This is a genomic window from Citrobacter sp. FP75, from assembly GCF_018342065.1.
Classification (GTDB): domain Bacteria; phylum Pseudomonadota; class Gammaproteobacteria; order Enterobacterales; family Enterobacteriaceae; genus Citrobacter.
Genome location: NZ_JAFDOE010000005.1, coordinates 36,702 through 51,760, shown reverse-complemented (window position 1 = coordinate 51,760; position 15,059 = coordinate 36,702). Strand labels below are relative to the sequence as shown.

The window sequence follows — 15,059 nt, the reverse complement described above, 5'->3', positions numbered from 1 at the left end:
CTATGCAGGAAAACAGATCCCATCCCGACACCACTTTTGCGTTGAGTAACGTCTCCTTTCGTGTGCCTGGCCGCACGCTTTTGCATCCCCTCTCGTTAACGTTTCCCGTGGGAAAAGTAACCGGCCTTATCGGTCATAACGGCTCCGGTAAATCGACCTTATTGAAAATGCTGGGACGTCATCAGCCTCCGTCGGAAGGCGATATTTTGCTCGACGAGCAGCCGCTGGAGAACTGGAGCAGCAAAGCGTTTGCCCGTAAGGTCGCCTATTTACCGCAGCAACTGCCGCAGGCGGAAGGGATGACGGTGCGCGAGCTGGTGGCGATTGGTCGTTATCCGTGGCACGGGGCGCTGGGACGTTTTGGAGTGGCTGATAGAGAGAAAGTGGAAGAAGCGATTTCGCTGGTCGGCTTAAAACCGCTGGCGCATCGTCTGGTTGATAGCCTCTCCGGAGGGGAACGCCAGCGCGCGTGGATTGCCATGCTGGTGGCGCAGGACAGCCGCTGTCTGCTGCTTGATGAACCGACCTCCGCGCTGGATATTGCGCATCAGGTTGATGTGCTGGCGTTGGTGCATCGCTTAAGCCAGCAGCGTGGACTGACGGTGATTGCCGTACTGCATGATATCAACATGGCGGCCCGCTACTGCGATTATCTGGTGGCGCTGCGCGGTGGCGAAATGATTGCTCAGGGGGCGCCAGCTGAACTTATGCGCAGCGAAACCCTGGAACTGATTTATGGCATCCCGATGGGCATTTTGCCGCATCCGGCTGGTGCCGCACCCGTGAGTTTTGTCTATTAATGGATGGATTACATCATATCACCCGTCGACGGCTGCTTGCAGCGATGGCGCTGTCACCGCTGCTGTGGCGGATGAATACGGCGCACGCTGCGGCGGTTGATCTGCAGCGCATTGTGGCGCTGGAATGGCTACCGGTAGAACTGTTGCTGGCGCTGGGTATTACGCCGTATGGCATCGCGGATATCCCTAACTACAAGCTGTGGGTCAGTGAGCCCCCGCTGCCGGATTCGGTGATTGACGTTGGGCTACGCACGGAACCCAATCTCGAACTGCTGACCGAAATGAAGCCCTCATTTCTGCTGTGGTCGGCAGGCTATGGTCCTTCTCCCGAAAAGCTGGCGCGGATTGCGCCTGGCCGGGGATTTAACTTCAGTGACGGTAAAAAGCCGCTGGCCGTTGCGCGACAATCGCTGCAGGAAATGGCGCAATTGTTCAATCTGCAAGCCTCTGCTGAACGCCACCTGACCGAGTACGATCGTTTTATCGCCAGCCTGAAACCGCACTTCATTCAACGTGGCGCGCGTCCCGTACTCCTGACATCCCTGCTTGATTCGCGGCATATGCTGGTGTTTGGTCCAAACAGTCTGTTCCAGGAGGTACTGGACGAATACGGGATCCCCAACGCCTGGCAGGGAGAGACAAACTTTTGGGGCAGCACAGCCGTGAGCATTGACCGTCTGGCTGCTTATAAGGATGTCGATGTATTGTGCTTTGACCACGGCAACGATAAAGAGATGGCTGCGCTTATGTCTACGCCGTTGTGGCAGGCGATGCCGTTTGTCCGGAGCGGACGTTTTCAGCGTGTACCTGCCGTCTGGTTTTATGGCGCAACGCTCTCGGCGATGCATTTTGCCCGCATTCTGGATAATGCGCTGGGAGGCAAAGCGTGAGTAAACGAATTGCGCTGTTCCCAACCCTCCTGCTGGCGGTTCTGTTTGTTGCTGCCTGCTGGCTCACCTGGGTTAACTTCTCCGTTGCTCTACCGCGCAGCCAGTGGTCACAGGCTATCTGGTCGCCGAATATCGATATCATCGAGCAGATGATTTTCCATTACAGCTTGCTACCACGACTGGCGATTGCATTACTGGTCGGTGCAGGGCTGGGTCTGGTTGGCGTGTTATTTCAGCAGGTATTGCGTAACCCGCTGGCAGAACCGACCACGCTGGGTGTGGCAACCGGTGCGCAACTGGGCATTACGCTCACTACGCTGTGGGCGATCCCTGGTGCGCTGACCACGCAATTTGCGGCGCTGGCCGGGGCGTGTATCGTCGGAGCGCTGGTGTTCGGCGTTGCCTGGGGCAAGCGTCTGTCACCCGTGACGCTGATCCTCGCCGGTCTGGTGGTGAGTCTGTACTGCGGCGCGATTAACCAGCTGATGGTTCTTTTCCACCACGATCAGCTGCAAAGCATGTTTTTGTGGAGCAGCGGAACGCTCACGCAAACCGACTGGAGCGGCGTACAGCGTCTGTGGCCTCAGTTGCTGGGCGGCGTGATGCTGACGCTGCTGCTACTGCGCCCGATGACGCTGATGGGGCTGGATGACGGCGTGGCGCGCAACCTTGGGTTGGCGCTGTCGCTGGCGCGGCTGGCGGCATTAACGCTGGCGATTGTGCTGAGTGCCTTGCTGGTTAACGCGGTGGGGATTATCGGTTTTATCGGCCTGTTTGCACCGCTGCTGGCGAAAATGCTCGGCGCGCGGCGTTTGTTGGCGCGTCTGATGCTAGCCCCGCTAATTGGTGCACTGATCCTCTGGCTTTCCGATCAAATTATTCTGTGGCTGACCCGCGTGTGGATGGAAGTCTCCACCGGTTCGGTGACTGCGCTGATTGGCGCACCGCTGCTGCTGTGGCTGCTGCCACGCTTGCGCAGCATGAGTGCGCCGGATATGAATGTCAGCAACCATGTTGCCGCTGAACGCCAGAACGTGCTGATGTTTGCGCTGGTGGGCGGCGTGATATTGCTGCTGGCCGTTATTGTGGCGCTCGCGTTTGGTCGTGATGCCCATGGCTGGACCTGGGCCAGCGGCGCGATGCTGGACGAACTGATGCCCTGGCGCTGGCCACGTATTCTGGCGGCGCTGATTGCCGGGGTGATGCTGGCGGTGGCGGGCTGTATTATTCAGCGTCTGACCGGTAACCCGATGGCCAGCCCGGAAGTGTTGGGGATTAGCTCCGGTGCGGCGTTTGGCGTCGTACTGATGCTATTTCTGGTGCCCGGCAACGCCTTTGGCTGGCTGCTGCCGGCCGGGAGCCTTGGAGCGGCGGTCACTCTGCTTATCATTATGATTGCTGCAGGGCGCGGGGGCTTTTCGCCGCACCGCATGCTGCTGGCAGGGATGGCGCTCAGTACCGCTTTCACTATGCTGCTGATGATGCTGCAGGCCAGCGGCGATCCGCGCATGGCAAGCGTGCTGACCTGGATCTCCGGCTCGACCTACAACGCCACTGGTGAGCAGGTTTTACGTACCGGAATCGTGATGGTGATTCTGCTGGCTACCACGCCATTGTGCCGTCGTTGGTTGACGATTTTACCGCTGGGCGGTGATACGGCGCGGGCGGTGGGAATGGCATTGACGCCGTCGCGTGTTGGTTTGCTGATGTTGGCTGCGGGTCTGACCGCGACGGCTACCATGACGATTGGGCCGTTGAGCTTTGTCGGGCTGATGGCACCGCATATTGCACGGATGTTAGGTTTTCGGCGGACTATGCCACATATGGTGATTTCGGCGCTGGCGGGTGGGGTATTGCTGGTGTTTGCCGACTGGTGTGGGCGAATGGTGCTGTTTCCGTATCAGATCCCGGCGGGATTACTGTCGACGTTTATTGGTGCGCCGTACTTTATCTATTTGTTGAGAAAGCAGAGCCGGTAATGTAAACGCCTCGCCTTGACGAGCGAGGCGAATGGATTACAGCTTCGCAAACACCCGGCGCGCGGCGTCGATAGTGTTATTGATATCTTCTACACTGTGCGCCACGGACATAAAGCCCGCTTCAAACGCGGACGGTGCCAGATAAACCCCTTCATCCAGCATCATGTGGAAGAAACGCTTGAAGCGCTCGACGTCGCACGCCATCACGTCCTGATAGCAGGTCACAGTTTTGGCATCAGTGAAGAAAATCCCGAACATCCCGCCCACATGGTTTACCACCAGCGGAATATTGGCTTCCTCGGCTGCTTCCAGCAGACCTTCCGCCAGACGGGTGGTGAGGTCATCTAACGTCTCATGAATCCCCGGTTGAGCGACTTCGTTCAGACAGGCGAATCCTGCTGCCATCGCAATCGGGTTACCGGACAGCGTTCCCGCCTGGTAAACCGGTCCGGTTGGTGCCAGCGCGTCCATCACATCGCGACGACCGCCGAATGCGCCAACGGGCATCCCGCCACCGATGATTTTACCCAGACAGGTCAGGTCCGGTACGACATCGTAGTAATCCTGCGCGCCAGCCAGCGCGACGCGGAAACCGGTCATCACTTCATCGATGATCAACAGCGCACCGAACTCGTCGCACAATGCACGCAGGCCCGGCAGGAATTCCGGCAGCGGCGGGATGCAGTTCATATTACCTGCGACCGGCTCGACGATGATGCAGGCAATCTCCTGCGGATACTGCTCGAATGCCGCACGCACCGAGGACAGATCGTTATAGGTACAGGTGAGGGTATGTTTCGCAAAATCTGCCGGAACGCCCGGGGAGTTCGGCTGGCCCAGCGTCAGCGCGCCGGAACCGGCTTTGACCAGCAGGCAGTCGGCATGGCCGTGATAGCAGCCTTCAAATTTGATGATTTTATCGCGGCCGGTGAAGCCACGCGCCAGACGAATGGCACTCATCGTTGCTTCGGTACCGGAGTTGACCATGCGCACCATATCCATGGTTGGCACGAGTTCGGTGACCAATGCCGCCATTTTCACTTCCATCTCGGTCGGTGCGCCGAAGCTTAAGCCACGCTCTGCGGCTTCAATCACCGCATTACGGATCGCCGGATGGTTATGACCCAGTACCATTGGACCCCAGGAGCCGACGTAATCGATGTAGGCTTTACCATCGACGTCATACAGATACGCGCCGTCGGCTTTTTCGATAAACAGCGGAGTGCCACCCACGCCGGTAAAGGCGCGAACAGGGGAGTTTACGCCGCCGGGGATAAGTTCGCGTGCTGCGCTGTAGAGGTTTTCAGACTTACTCATGGATGGAGTCCTGGTTCGTAGAAAAAGTGAATGCGGGCTATTCTAGTTATTCAGCGAAGGTTATGAAAGTTTTGCGCATTTGAAACAATACGATTTGCAGGGGATTTTCACAAAATGAGCGAGTAGAATGCCGACTCCGTATTTGTATTACCAATTAATGATCATCTGATGAAAACAGACACTCCCTCTTTTGAAGCACAGCAAATTGTGCGTTTGCGGCGCAGGGATCAGATCCGTCGACTTCTTGATCGGGACAAAACGCCGCTTGCGATCCTGTTGATGGCAGCGGTGGTTGGAACCGTGACCGGGTTGGTGGGCGTGGCGTTTGAGAAATCCGTGACCTGGGTACAGAACCTGCGCATCGGTGCACTGGTGCAGGTTGCCGATCATGCCATTCTGCTGTGGCCGCTGGCGTTTATTCTCTCGGCGTTGCTGGCCATGGTTGGCTATTTTCTGGTGCGTAAATTTGCGCCGGAAGCTGGTGGTTCGGGGATCCCTGAGATTGAAGGCGCGCTGGAAGAGCTGCGTCCTGTGCGCTGGTGGCGCGTACTGCCGGTGAAATTTATCGGCGGTATGGGGACGCTGGGGGCCGGTATGGTGCTCGGACGCGAAGGGCCGACGGTGCAAATAGGCGGTAACATCGGGCGCATGGTGCTGGATGTATTCCGTATGCGTAGCGCCGAAGCGCGACATACCCTGCTGGCAACCGGTGCGGCTGCGGGTCTTTCGGCGGCGTTCAATGCGCCGTTGGCGGGCATCCTGTTCATTCTTGAAGAGATGCGTCCGCAGTTTCGCTACAACCTCGTGTCGATCAAAGCCGTGTTTACCGGCGTTATCATGTCGAGCATTGTGTTCCGTATTTTCAACGGCGAAGCCCCCATTATTGAGGTTGGGAAGCTCTCCAATGCGCCGGTGAATACCCTGTGGTTGTACTTGGTCCTGGGGATTATTTTTGGCTGCGTCGGGCCATTGTTCAACACCATGGTGCTGCGTACTCAGGATATGTTCCAGCGTTTCCACGGCGGTGATCTCAAAAAATGGGTGCTGATGGGCGGGGCGATCGGTGGCCTGTGCGGGATTCTTGGTTTAATTACACCTGAAGCGGCTGGTGGCGGGTTTAACCTGATCCCTATTGCCGCGGCAGGGAATTTCAGCGTTGGTTTACTGCTGTTTATCTTTATTGCCCGGGTTATTACCACGCTGCTGTGCTTCTCGTCCGGTGCGCCTGGCGGGATCTTTGCCCCGATGCTGGCGCTAGGGACATTGCTGGGTACTGCGTTCGGCATGGCTGCGGCGGCCTCTTTTCCCCAGTATCATCTGGAGGCCGGGACGTTCGCCATTGCAGGAATGGGGGCATTGTTGGCGGCCTCGGTGCGCGCGCCGTTAACGGGCATTATACTGGTGCTGGAAATGACCGATAACTATCAGCTCATTTTGCCAATGATTATTACCTGTCTTGGCGCAACACTATTAGCCCAATTTATGGGCGGAAAGCCGCTATACTCGACTATCCTTGCCCGTACACTGGCAAAACAGGAAGCGGAGCAGGCGGCGAAAAGCCAGAGTACCGCTGCGGGCGAGAATACTTGAACGAAATACCAGGGTATTAGATAATGGCCTTAACCATTGGGTTATAATTTGCCCAATTGCCAATGTCGTTTGGAGCAAAATATGAGTGATGATGTAGCGCTGCCACTGCAATTTACTGAAGCAGCAGCCAATAAAGTAAAAAGCCTGATCGCTGACGAAGATAACCCGAATCTGAAATTACGCGTGTATATCACCGGCGGTGGTTGCAGCGGTTTCCAGTATGGTTTCACCTTTGATGATCAGGTGAACGATGGCGATATGACCATTGAGAAGCAGGGCGTTGGCCTGGTGGTTGACCCGATGAGCCTGCAGTATCTGGTGGGCGGTGCGGTTGACTATACCGAAGGTCTGGAAGGTTCCCGCTTCGTGGTGACCAACCCGAACGCCAAAAGCACCTGCGGGTGTGGTTCTTCTTTCAGCATTTAATTATGCGAGAATGAAAAAGCCGTGTTAATGACACGGCTTTTTGCTATCTGCTGTTATCATCCAATGCAAACGTCGGTAGCTTTAAGTGCCAGCGAATGGCGGCAAGACGAATAATCAGCGTGACGACCATCCCCATCATACTGGCGTTTTCCAGCGGTATCGCGAAGGTATAAAACGCGGTTGCGTGGACAATACCGCCGATAATGCAGGCCGTGGCATAGATTTCTGTACGTAAAATCATCGGTACTTCACGTGCTAACACGTCGCGAATAATCCCGCCGCCGACGCCGGTAATGACCCCCATACAAATCGCCACCAGCGGACCGGTTCCGGCGAGAAATGCCTTATTGACGCCAATGCCGACGAACACCGCCAGACCAACGGCATCCAGCACAGGAAGGATCCACTTAGGTATTCGTCGTGGCTGACGTACCAGCAGGATCGTCAGCATGCTGGTGATCATCGCCACTACCAGATCGGTGGGATCTTTAACCCAGAATACCGGCCCGTTATCCAGTGCCATATCGCGGATCGTGCCGCCGCCGACAGCAGTAACAACCCCGAGGACCAGCACGCCGAACGGGTCCATACGTAATTTCCCGGCCAGTAATACGCCAGAGATAGCAAATACCGCAGTGCCTACAATATCAAGCCAATAGACGAGCATTGTCGAATCCCCACTGAGAGCCCGACAGGCAGGCTCTATTTCACTTGTGAAAGCGCATTACAGAGTTGTTTTGCGGCGAGGATAATACGCGGGCTCGCGCGTTCAAACCAGTCACTATTGAGGGTAATAACCGGGATTTTTAGCTGTTCTCCCCAGTATTGCTCAATTTTAAGAGTTTCACCCGAACCTCCGGTGGCCACGATTGCCTGGGGGGCTCTTGCCAGTACCTGCTCACGGCTAACCTGTGGCCAGGGAACCCGACTGCCGCCAAAGATGTTTTCTCCGCCGCATACCTCAAGAACCTGGTGTTGAATGGAACCTTTTCCACTGGTAAACAAAGGATTCGCCCCAAACTGGAGAAACACCCGTTTTTTCGGTTTGTTGGCATACTCAGATTTTAGTAAAGCATACTCATCAAGCAACGTTTGCGCAGCCTGGTTTGCCTGCTCCGGCTTGGGGCTCCACGGTGCCAACTGGCGTAGCGCATCGGCAACCTGCTCGATAGTGACGGCATCCACCCAGATGACCTTAATTCCCAGGGCGGTTAGCTGATTCACCTGCCGCTCGGCATTGCCTCCGCGCCAGGCGATGACTAAATCCGGTTTGAGCGCCACAATGCGTTCCAGATTCATGCCTTGCCAGGTGGAGACCTCTTCAATATTTTTGGCCTCGGGCGGATAGTTTGAGTAGCTGCTGACGCCAACGGGCGTAATGCCAGCGGCAAAGGCGAGTTCGGTGTTAGCAGGGGAGAGGGAAACCACGCGCGGTGCGGCGTAAAGCCACGCAGGTAGAGTACAAAGCAGGGCGACCAGCGCCCTGGAGATGAATTTAGCCATGCGCCAGTTTCTGTACCAGCGTTTCAACCATCAGGCTTGACTGTTTCGCGGCAACAACCAGGAACTCGTCAAAGCTCAGGTGGGACTGCTGATCGGCAACGTCAGAGATGGCGCGAACCACCACGAACGGGACGTTAAAGTTGTGGCACACATGGGCAATTGCGGTAGCTTCCATTTCTACGGCAATCGCCTGCGGGAAGTTGTGCTGAATTTTTGCCAGGCCGACAGAGCCATTAATGAAGGCATCGCCGCTGACGATAAGCCCACGAACGGCGTTCAGGTTGAGTTCTGCGATGCAGGATTCTGCCGCGGCGATAAGCGCAGGATCGGCTTTAAAACCTGCCGGGCAGCCAGGGAGTTGACCAAATTCATAGCCAAACGCGGTGACATCGGCATCGTGATAGCGCGCTTCGTCAGAAACTACGATGTCGCCGACCTTCAGCGTAGAGGCCAGGCCGCCCGCAGAACCGGTATTAATGATGGCATCCGGCTTGCAGCGTTCGAGCAGCAGCGTTGCACCCAGCGCCGCAGCCACTTTACCGATGCCCGATTTCAGCAATGCAACCTCAGTACCGTTCAGTTGGCCGGTATAAATTTCACAACCGCCGAGGGTGATTGTCTGACGGTTTTCGATTTTGTCACGCAGCAGCGTAACTTCTTCTTCCATTGCACCAATGATGCCGATTTTCATAGATTTACTCGCGATAAGCCAGATTTGAGGGCATAGTCTATCATGCGCTTAAGGGGTAGCGCATTTCTCAGGCGGGAGAGGGCATGGCACAGATCGATTTTCGAAAAAAAATAAACTGGCATCGTCGTTACCGTTCGCCGCAGGGCGTAAAGTCTGAGCATGAGATCCTGCGAATTTTTGAAAGCGATCGTGGACGTATTATCAATTCTCCGGCAATTCGCCGACTGCAGCAAAAAACCCAGGTCTTTCCGCTGGAACGTAACGCCGCTGTGCGCACGCGTCTTACGCATTCGATGGAAGTTCAGCAGGTTGGGCGCTACATCGCTAAAGAGATCCTCAGCCGACTGAAAGAGCTGAAGCTGCTGGAGCAGTATGGCCTGGATGAATTAACCGGCCCTTTTGAAAGCGTTGTCGAAATGTCCTGCCTGATGCATGACATCGGTAATCCGCCGTTTGGTCACTTTGGTGAAGCGGCGATTAACGACTGGTTTCGCCAGCGACTTTTCCCTGCTGATGCGGAAAGCCAGCCTCTAAGTGACGATCGCTGCCAGGTGGCTGCGCTACGTTTGCGTGAAGGCGAAGAGTCGCTCAATGACGTTCGCCGCAAGGTGCGTCAGGACCTGTGTCATTTTGAAGGTAATGCACAGGGTATTCGCCTGGTGCATACCTTGATGCGCATGAATCTGACCTGGGCGCAGGTCGGCGGTATTTTAAAATATACCCGTCCGGCATGGTGGCGAGGCGATACGCCCGCGACGCATAACTACTTAATGAAGAAGCCGGGCTATTATCTTTCCGAGGAACCGTATATTGAGCGGTTACGTAAAGAATTATTATTAGCACCTTACAGTCGTTTTCCGTTAACCTGGATTATGGAGGCTGCCGATGATATCTCTTATTGCGTGGCCGATCTCGAAGATGCCGTGGAAAAAAGGATCTTCAGCGTCGAGCAACTCTATCATCATCTGTATGAGGCCTGGGGCCAGCATGAAAAAGGTTCCCTGTTTAGTCAGGTTGTAGAGAACGCGTGGGAAAAATCGCGCTCAAATACATTAAGCCGCAGTACGGAAGATCAGTTCTTTATGTATTTGCGGGTCAACACGCTGAATAAACTGGTGCCCTACGCCGCGCAGCGTTTTATTGATAATTTGCCGCAGATTTTTGAAGGTAGCTTTAATCATGCTCTGTTGGAAGACGCCAGCAGCTTCAGCCGATTGCTAGGGGTCTATAAAAATGTGGCGATGAAACATGTGTTTAGTCATCCTGATGTCGAACAGCTGGAATTGCAGGGCTATCGGGTGATCAGTGGTCTGCTGGAGATCTATCAGCCGTTATTAAAGATGACGCTCGCTGATTTTTGTGCGCTGGTGAAAAATGAAAGATTAAAACAGTTCCCCATTGAGTCGCGTTTATTTCAAAAGCTCTCTACCCGCCATCGACTTGCTTATGTCGAAGTGGTCAGTAAAATATCATCGGATTCTGCCGAGTTCCCGGTACTGGAATATTATTATCGCTGCCGCCTGATCCAGGATTATATCAGCGGGATGACTGACTTGTATGCCTGGGATGAATATCGCCGTTTGATGGCTGTAGAGCAATAAACACGCATTTGTAAAGACGGACAATAAAATTTTACTTTTTCCTTAAAGTTTACTCCGGAACTTAGCGCTATAAAACGACTCTGACGTGTACAGCAATTTTGCGTTATCTGTTAATCGAGAACGAAACACATGAAAAAAACCACATTAGCAATGAGTGCACTGGCTCTGAGTTTAGGTTTGGCGTTGTCTCCCCTGTCTGCAACGGCGGCTGAGACAGCGTCTTCAGCAACGACTGCTCAACAGATGCCAAGCCTGGCCCCGATGCTCGAAAAAGTGATGCCATCGGTGGTGAGTATTAACGTCGAGGGGAGCACGACGGTGAATACGCCGCGTATGCCGCGTAATTTCCAGCAGTTCTTTGGAGATAACTCCCCGTTCTGCCAGGACGGTTCTCCGTTCCAGAGTTCCCCATTCTGCCAGGGCGGCGCGCCGGGCGCGGGTAACGGCGGCGGTCAGGGTCAGCAGCAGAAATTTATGGCGCTGGGTTCCGGCGTTATTATTGATGCCGCGAAAGGCTATGTTGTGACTAACAACCACGTGGTGGATAACGCCACGGTGATTAAAGTCCAACTGAGCGATGGGCGTAAATTTGACGCGAAGATGGTCGGCAAAGATCCGCGCTCTGACATCGCACTGATCCAGATTCAGGATCCGAAGAACCTGACGGCAATTAAGCTGGCGGACTCCGATGCGCTGCGCGTGGGGGATTATACCGTGGCGATTGGTAACCCGTTTGGCCTCGGTGAAACGGTGACCTCTGGTATCGTTTCTGCGCTGGGTCGTAGCGGTCTGAATGCGGAAAACTATGAAAACTTTATCCAGACGGATGCGGCGATTAACCGCGGTAACTCCGGTGGTGCACTGGTCAATCTGAACGGTGAACTGATCGGCATTAACACCGCGATCCTCGCGCCGGACGGCGGCAACATCGGTATCGGTTTTGCTATCCCAAGCAACATGGTGAAAAACCTGACCTCGCAGATGGTTGAGTTCGGTCAGGTGAAACGCGGTGAGCTGGGGATTATGGGGACTGAGCTGAGCTCTGAGCTGGCAAAAGCGATGAAAGTGGATGCCCAGCGTGGGGCATTCGTTAGCCAGGTGATGCCGAACTCCTCCGCAGCGAAAGCGGGTATTAAAGCCGGTGATGTGATTACCTCATTGAACGGTAAGCCAATCAGCAGCTTCGCCGCACTGCGTGCGCAGGTTGGTACGATGCCGGTAGGCAGCAAAATCACCCTTGGTCTGTTGCGTGACGGTAAGCCGGTTACGGTGAATCTGGAGCTGCAGCAGAGCAGCCAGACTCAGGTTGATTCCAGCTCCATCTTCAAAGGCATTGAAGGGGCGGATATGAGCAACAAAGGCCAGGACAAAGGGGTCGTGGTCAGCGATGTGAAACCGAATACGCCGGCAGCGATGATTGGCCTGAAGAAAGGGGATGTGATTATCGGTGCTAACCAGCAGCCGGTGAAAAACATTGCCGAACTGCGCAAAATCCTCGACAGCAAACCGGCTGTTCTGGCGCTGAATATTCAGCGTGGTGACAGCTCCATCTATCTGTTGATGCAGTAAGCCTCTCTGGACCCCTTCCCGTCAGCGGGGAGGGGTTTCTTTTTGTGAACCCTCCCACAACTCCATACTTCTCTCCTTCAGTTTGTGCATCTGCACAATGCCGCCGATTATTATCTTCCCTATGCTTGAGCTCTGCTCACAGGAGGGGTTTATGGCTGGCTGGCATCTTGATACCAAAATGGCGCAGGATATCGTGGCGCGCACGATGCGCATCATCGATACCAATATCAACGTAATGGATGCCCGTGGGCGGATCATTGGCAGCGGCGATCGCGAACGTATTGGTGAATTGCACGAAGGTGCGCTACTGGTGCTTTCGCAGGGCCGGGTGGTGGACATTGACGATGCGGTCGCGAGGCATTTGCACGGTGTGCGACAGGGAATAAACCTGCCGTTACGACTCGAAGGTGAAATTGTTGGTGTCATTGGCCTAACCGGCGAGCCAGAGCATCTGCGCAAATACGGTGAGCTGGTGTGCATGACCGCCGAAATGATGCTGGAGCAGTCGCGTCTGATGCATCTGCTGGCACAGGACAGCCGCCTGCGTGAGGAGCTGGTGATGAACCTGATTCAGGCGGAAGAAAATACCCCGGCGCTGATGGAGTGGGCGCAGCGTTTAGGCATTGATTTGAGCCAACCGCGCGTGGTGGCGGTGGTGGAAGTGGATAGCGGGCAGCTGGGTGTTGACAGCGCCATGGCAGAATTACAGCAGTTACAGAATGCGTTGACCACGCCGGAACGCAATAACCTGATTGCGATTGTTTCATTGACCGAGATGGTGGTACTTAAACCCGCGCTCAATCAGTTTGGCCGCTGGGATGCGGAAGATCACCGCAAGCGCGTGGAGCAGCTTATCTCCCGTATGAAAGAGAACGGACAGCTGCGTTTTCGCGTGTCGCTGGGTAACTACTTTACCGGACCGGGAAGTATTGCCCGTTCGTATCGCACGGCGCGCACGACGATGATGGTGGGTAAGCAGCGTATGCCTGAAAACCGCAGCTATTTCTATCAGGATTTAATGCTGCCGGTGTTGCTGGACAGCCTGCGCGGCGGCTGGCAGGCCAACGAGCTGTCGCGTCCGCTGGTACGGCTGAAAGCGATGGATAACAATGGATTGCTGCGCCGAACATTAGCGGCATGGTTTCGTCATAACGTGCAGCCGCTGGCGACGTCAAAAGCGTTGTTTATCCACCGCAATACGCTGGAATATCGTTTGAATCGTGTATCTGAACTTACCGGGTTGGATTTGGGGAATTTTGACGACAGGCTGCTGCTGTATGTGGCGCTGCAGCTGGATGAACAACGGTGAATTTGCCGGGTAAGGCGAAGCCGTTACCCGGCACTAACAATCGTCATGCTATTTACGCGTCAGTTTTTCCAGATCGGATTCAATTTCGCTGATCTTGTTGGTCACGACGCTTTCCAGATGACGTAAGTCATCGAGGATCTTGCGTTTAAGATCGACTTCACTGCGATCGCGTTGGCAGATCTGATCCAGTTCATCGATCACATAGCGTAGGTTTGGGCTGATCTCCTGCACCTCTTTGTAACCCTGGCCGATGCCATCGGCAACCACGGTTTTACGCTGACGGGGATACTTAAACTTAACGCTCTTGGCAAAAAACTCGCCTTTATCCTTCTGGAAATAGATTTTCAGGATATCGTTGTTGGCTTCTTGCCGCAGGCTGTAACGATCGATCTCTTCAGGATTGGTAATGCCCAGACTCTTCAGATTGTCATACATAGCGGTACCCTTAAGCTCACTATAACCATTGAATAATTAACGAAAAGCCTTGTTTATGCCACTCGCAGATGTAAAAAAAGCGGGCTAAGCCCGCTTTTTCAAATTGCCGTTAGTCGATGGTACGCAACAGCTCGTTAATCCCGACTTTGCCACGCGTTTTGGCGTCGACTTTCTTGACGATCACCGCGCAGTACAGGCTGTATTTACCATCTTTTGACGGCAGGTTGCCCGATACCACAACCGAACCTGCTGGAACGCGGCCATAGAAAACTTCGCCGGTTTCGCGGTCATAGATTTTGGTGCTCTGTCCCAGGTATACACCCATGGAGATAACGGAGCCTTCTTCGACGATCACGCCTTCTACCACTTCAGAACGCGCACCGATGAAACAGTTGTCTTCGATGATGGTCGGGTTCGCCTGTAACGGTTCCAGTACGCCGCCGATGCCAACGCCGCCTGACAGGTGAACGTTTTTACCAATTTGCGCGCAGGAGCCGACGGTCGCCCATGTATCGACCATCGAACCCTCGTCAACGTATGCGCCGATATTGACGTAAGACGGCATCAGCACGGTGTTACGTGCAATATAAGCCCCCTGACGTACGGACGCTGGCGGAACCACGCGGAAGCCTTCTTTCTGGAAGCGCGCTTCGTCGTAGTTGGCGAATTTCATCGGCACTTTATCGAAGTAGCGGCTTTCCGCGCCGTCGATAACCTGGTTGTCGTTAATACGAAAAGAGAGCAATACCGCTTTCTTCAGCCACTGGTGCGTGACCCACTGACCCTCAATCTTTTCTGCAACACGCAGCGCACCGGAATCCAGCAGAGAAATAACCTGATTAACCGCTTCACGGGTTACGGTATCTACATTTGCCGGAGTGATATCGGCGCGGCGCTCGAAAGCGGACTCAATAACGTTCTGTAACTGCTGCATTGTTAAACTCTTTCC

General features: G+C 54.7%; 14 protein-coding genes and 1 pseudogene. 9 read left to right on the top strand and 6 right to left on the bottom strand.

Annotation, left to right across the window (positions count from 1 at the left end):
- The first annotated feature begins 2 nt into the window (after positions 1 to 2).
- The 3 genes from fhuC to fhuB are packed head-to-tail and all read left to right on the top strand — an operon-like array spanning position 3 to position 3,669.
- The gene (gene fhuC / locus JQ822_RS17110) at positions 3 to 800 is read left to right on the top strand and encodes a Fe3+-hydroxamate ABC transporter ATP-binding protein FhuC (RefSeq protein ID WP_213134460.1); all 798 of its coding nucleotides are present in this window, start codon (positions 3 to 5) and stop codon (positions 798 to 800) included.
- Entirely contained in the window at positions 800 to 1,690 is an 891-nt protein-coding gene (gene fhuD / locus JQ822_RS17105) for a Fe(3+)-hydroxamate ABC transporter substrate-binding protein FhuD (protein WP_213134459.1), read from the top strand. Before fhuC ends, fhuD begins: the two co-directional genes overlap by 1 nt.
- Positions 1,687 to 3,669: a Fe(3+)-hydroxamate ABC transporter permease FhuB gene (fhuB, locus tag JQ822_RS17100; protein ID WP_213134458.1), complete on the top strand. Its 1,983-nt coding sequence runs from the start codon at positions 1,687 to 1,689 to the stop codon at positions 3,667 to 3,669. The genes fhuD and fhuB overlap by 4 nt, the downstream gene beginning before the upstream one ends.
- Positions 3,670 to 3,705: 36 nt before the next feature.
- On the opposite strand, the gene hemL is transcribed toward fhuB, so the two are convergent.
- Positions 3,706 to 4,986, bottom strand: coding sequence for a glutamate-1-semialdehyde 2,1-aminomutase (hemL, locus tag JQ822_RS17095; RefSeq protein ID WP_213134457.1), 1,281 nt, complete (start codon positions 4,984 to 4,986; stop codon positions 3,706 to 3,708).
- A 168-nt stretch (positions 4,987 to 5,154) separates the two neighbouring features.
- Between hemL and clcA the strand changes: the two genes are divergently transcribed.
- The 3 genes and pseudogenes from clcA (at position 5,155) to erpA (ending at position 7,002) form a co-directional block, all read left to right on the top strand.
- A complete protein-coding gene (gene clcA / locus JQ822_RS17090) occupies positions 5,155 to 6,576 on the top strand; it encodes a H(+)/Cl(-) exchange transporter ClcA (RefSeq protein WP_213134456.1) in 1,422 nt (473 codons plus the stop codon).
- 23 nt (positions 6,577 to 6,599) lie between these two features.
- Positions 6,600 to 6,665: pseudogene (gene yadW, locus JQ822_RS17085) on the top strand (small protein YadW).
- Positions 6,658 to 7,002 carry an iron-sulfur cluster insertion protein ErpA gene (gene erpA, locus JQ822_RS17080; protein WP_003018581.1) on the top strand — a complete coding sequence of 115 codons (345 nt, stop codon included), beginning with the start codon at positions 6,658 to 6,660 and terminating at the stop codon, positions 7,000 to 7,002. The pseudogene yadW and the gene erpA overlap by 8 nt, the downstream one beginning before the upstream one ends.
- A gap of 43 nt (positions 7,003 to 7,045) precedes the next feature.
- On the opposite strand, the gene JQ822_RS17075 is transcribed toward erpA, so the two are convergent.
- The 3 genes from JQ822_RS17075 to mtnN are packed head-to-tail and all read right to left on the bottom strand — an operon-like array spanning position 7,046 to position 9,196.
- On the bottom strand, positions 7,046 to 7,669 hold the full coding sequence (locus JQ822_RS17075) for a TRIC cation channel family protein (protein WP_213134455.1): 624 nt from the start codon (positions 7,667 to 7,669) through the stop codon (positions 7,046 to 7,048).
- Positions 7,670 to 7,704: 35 nt separating this feature from the next.
- Entirely contained in the window at positions 7,705 to 8,505 is an 801-nt protein-coding gene (gene btuF / locus JQ822_RS17070; protein WP_213134454.1) for a vitamin B12 ABC transporter substrate-binding protein BtuF, read from the bottom strand.
- Positions 8,498 to 9,196, bottom strand: coding sequence for a 5'-methylthioadenosine/S-adenosylhomocysteine nucleosidase (gene mtnN / locus JQ822_RS17065; protein ID WP_135323092.1), 699 nt, complete (start codon positions 9,194 to 9,196; stop codon positions 8,498 to 8,500). Before mtnN ends, btuF begins: the two co-directional genes overlap by 8 nt.
- 83 nt (positions 9,197 to 9,279) lie before the next feature.
- Here mtnN and dgt point away from each other — a divergent pair, with 83 nt between their 5' ends.
- The 3 genes from dgt (at position 9,280) to cdaR (ending at position 13,675) form a co-directional block, all read left to right on the top strand.
- The gene (dgt, locus tag JQ822_RS17060; protein ID WP_213134453.1) at positions 9,280 to 10,797 is read left to right on the top strand and encodes a dGTPase; all 1,518 of its coding nucleotides are present in this window, start codon (positions 9,280 to 9,282) and stop codon (positions 10,795 to 10,797) included.
- Between the two features lie 129 nt (positions 10,798 to 10,926).
- Positions 10,927 to 12,366, top strand: a complete 1,440-nt coding sequence (gene degP, locus JQ822_RS17055) for a serine endoprotease DegP (RefSeq protein ID WP_213134452.1) — start codon at positions 10,927 to 10,929, stop codon at positions 12,364 to 12,366.
- A gap of 151 nt (positions 12,367 to 12,517) precedes the next feature.
- Complete coding sequence (gene cdaR, locus JQ822_RS17050; protein WP_213134451.1) at positions 12,518 to 13,675, top strand: DNA-binding transcriptional regulator CdaR; 1,158 nt, start codon at positions 12,518 to 12,520, stop codon at positions 13,673 to 13,675.
- Positions 13,676 to 13,723: 48 nt separating this feature from the next.
- Here the strand turns inward: cdaR and JQ822_RS17045 are convergent, their stop codons facing one another.
- Entirely contained in the window at positions 13,724 to 14,110 is a 387-nt protein-coding gene (locus JQ822_RS17045) for a DUF3461 family protein (RefSeq protein WP_096758245.1), read from the bottom strand.
- 109 nt (positions 14,111 to 14,219) lie between these two features.
- A complete protein-coding gene (gene dapD, locus JQ822_RS17040; protein ID WP_135323088.1) occupies positions 14,220 to 15,044 on the bottom strand; it encodes a 2,3,4,5-tetrahydropyridine-2,6-dicarboxylate N-succinyltransferase in 825 nt (274 codons plus the stop codon).
- Positions 15,045 to 15,059: the final 15 nt, after the last annotated feature.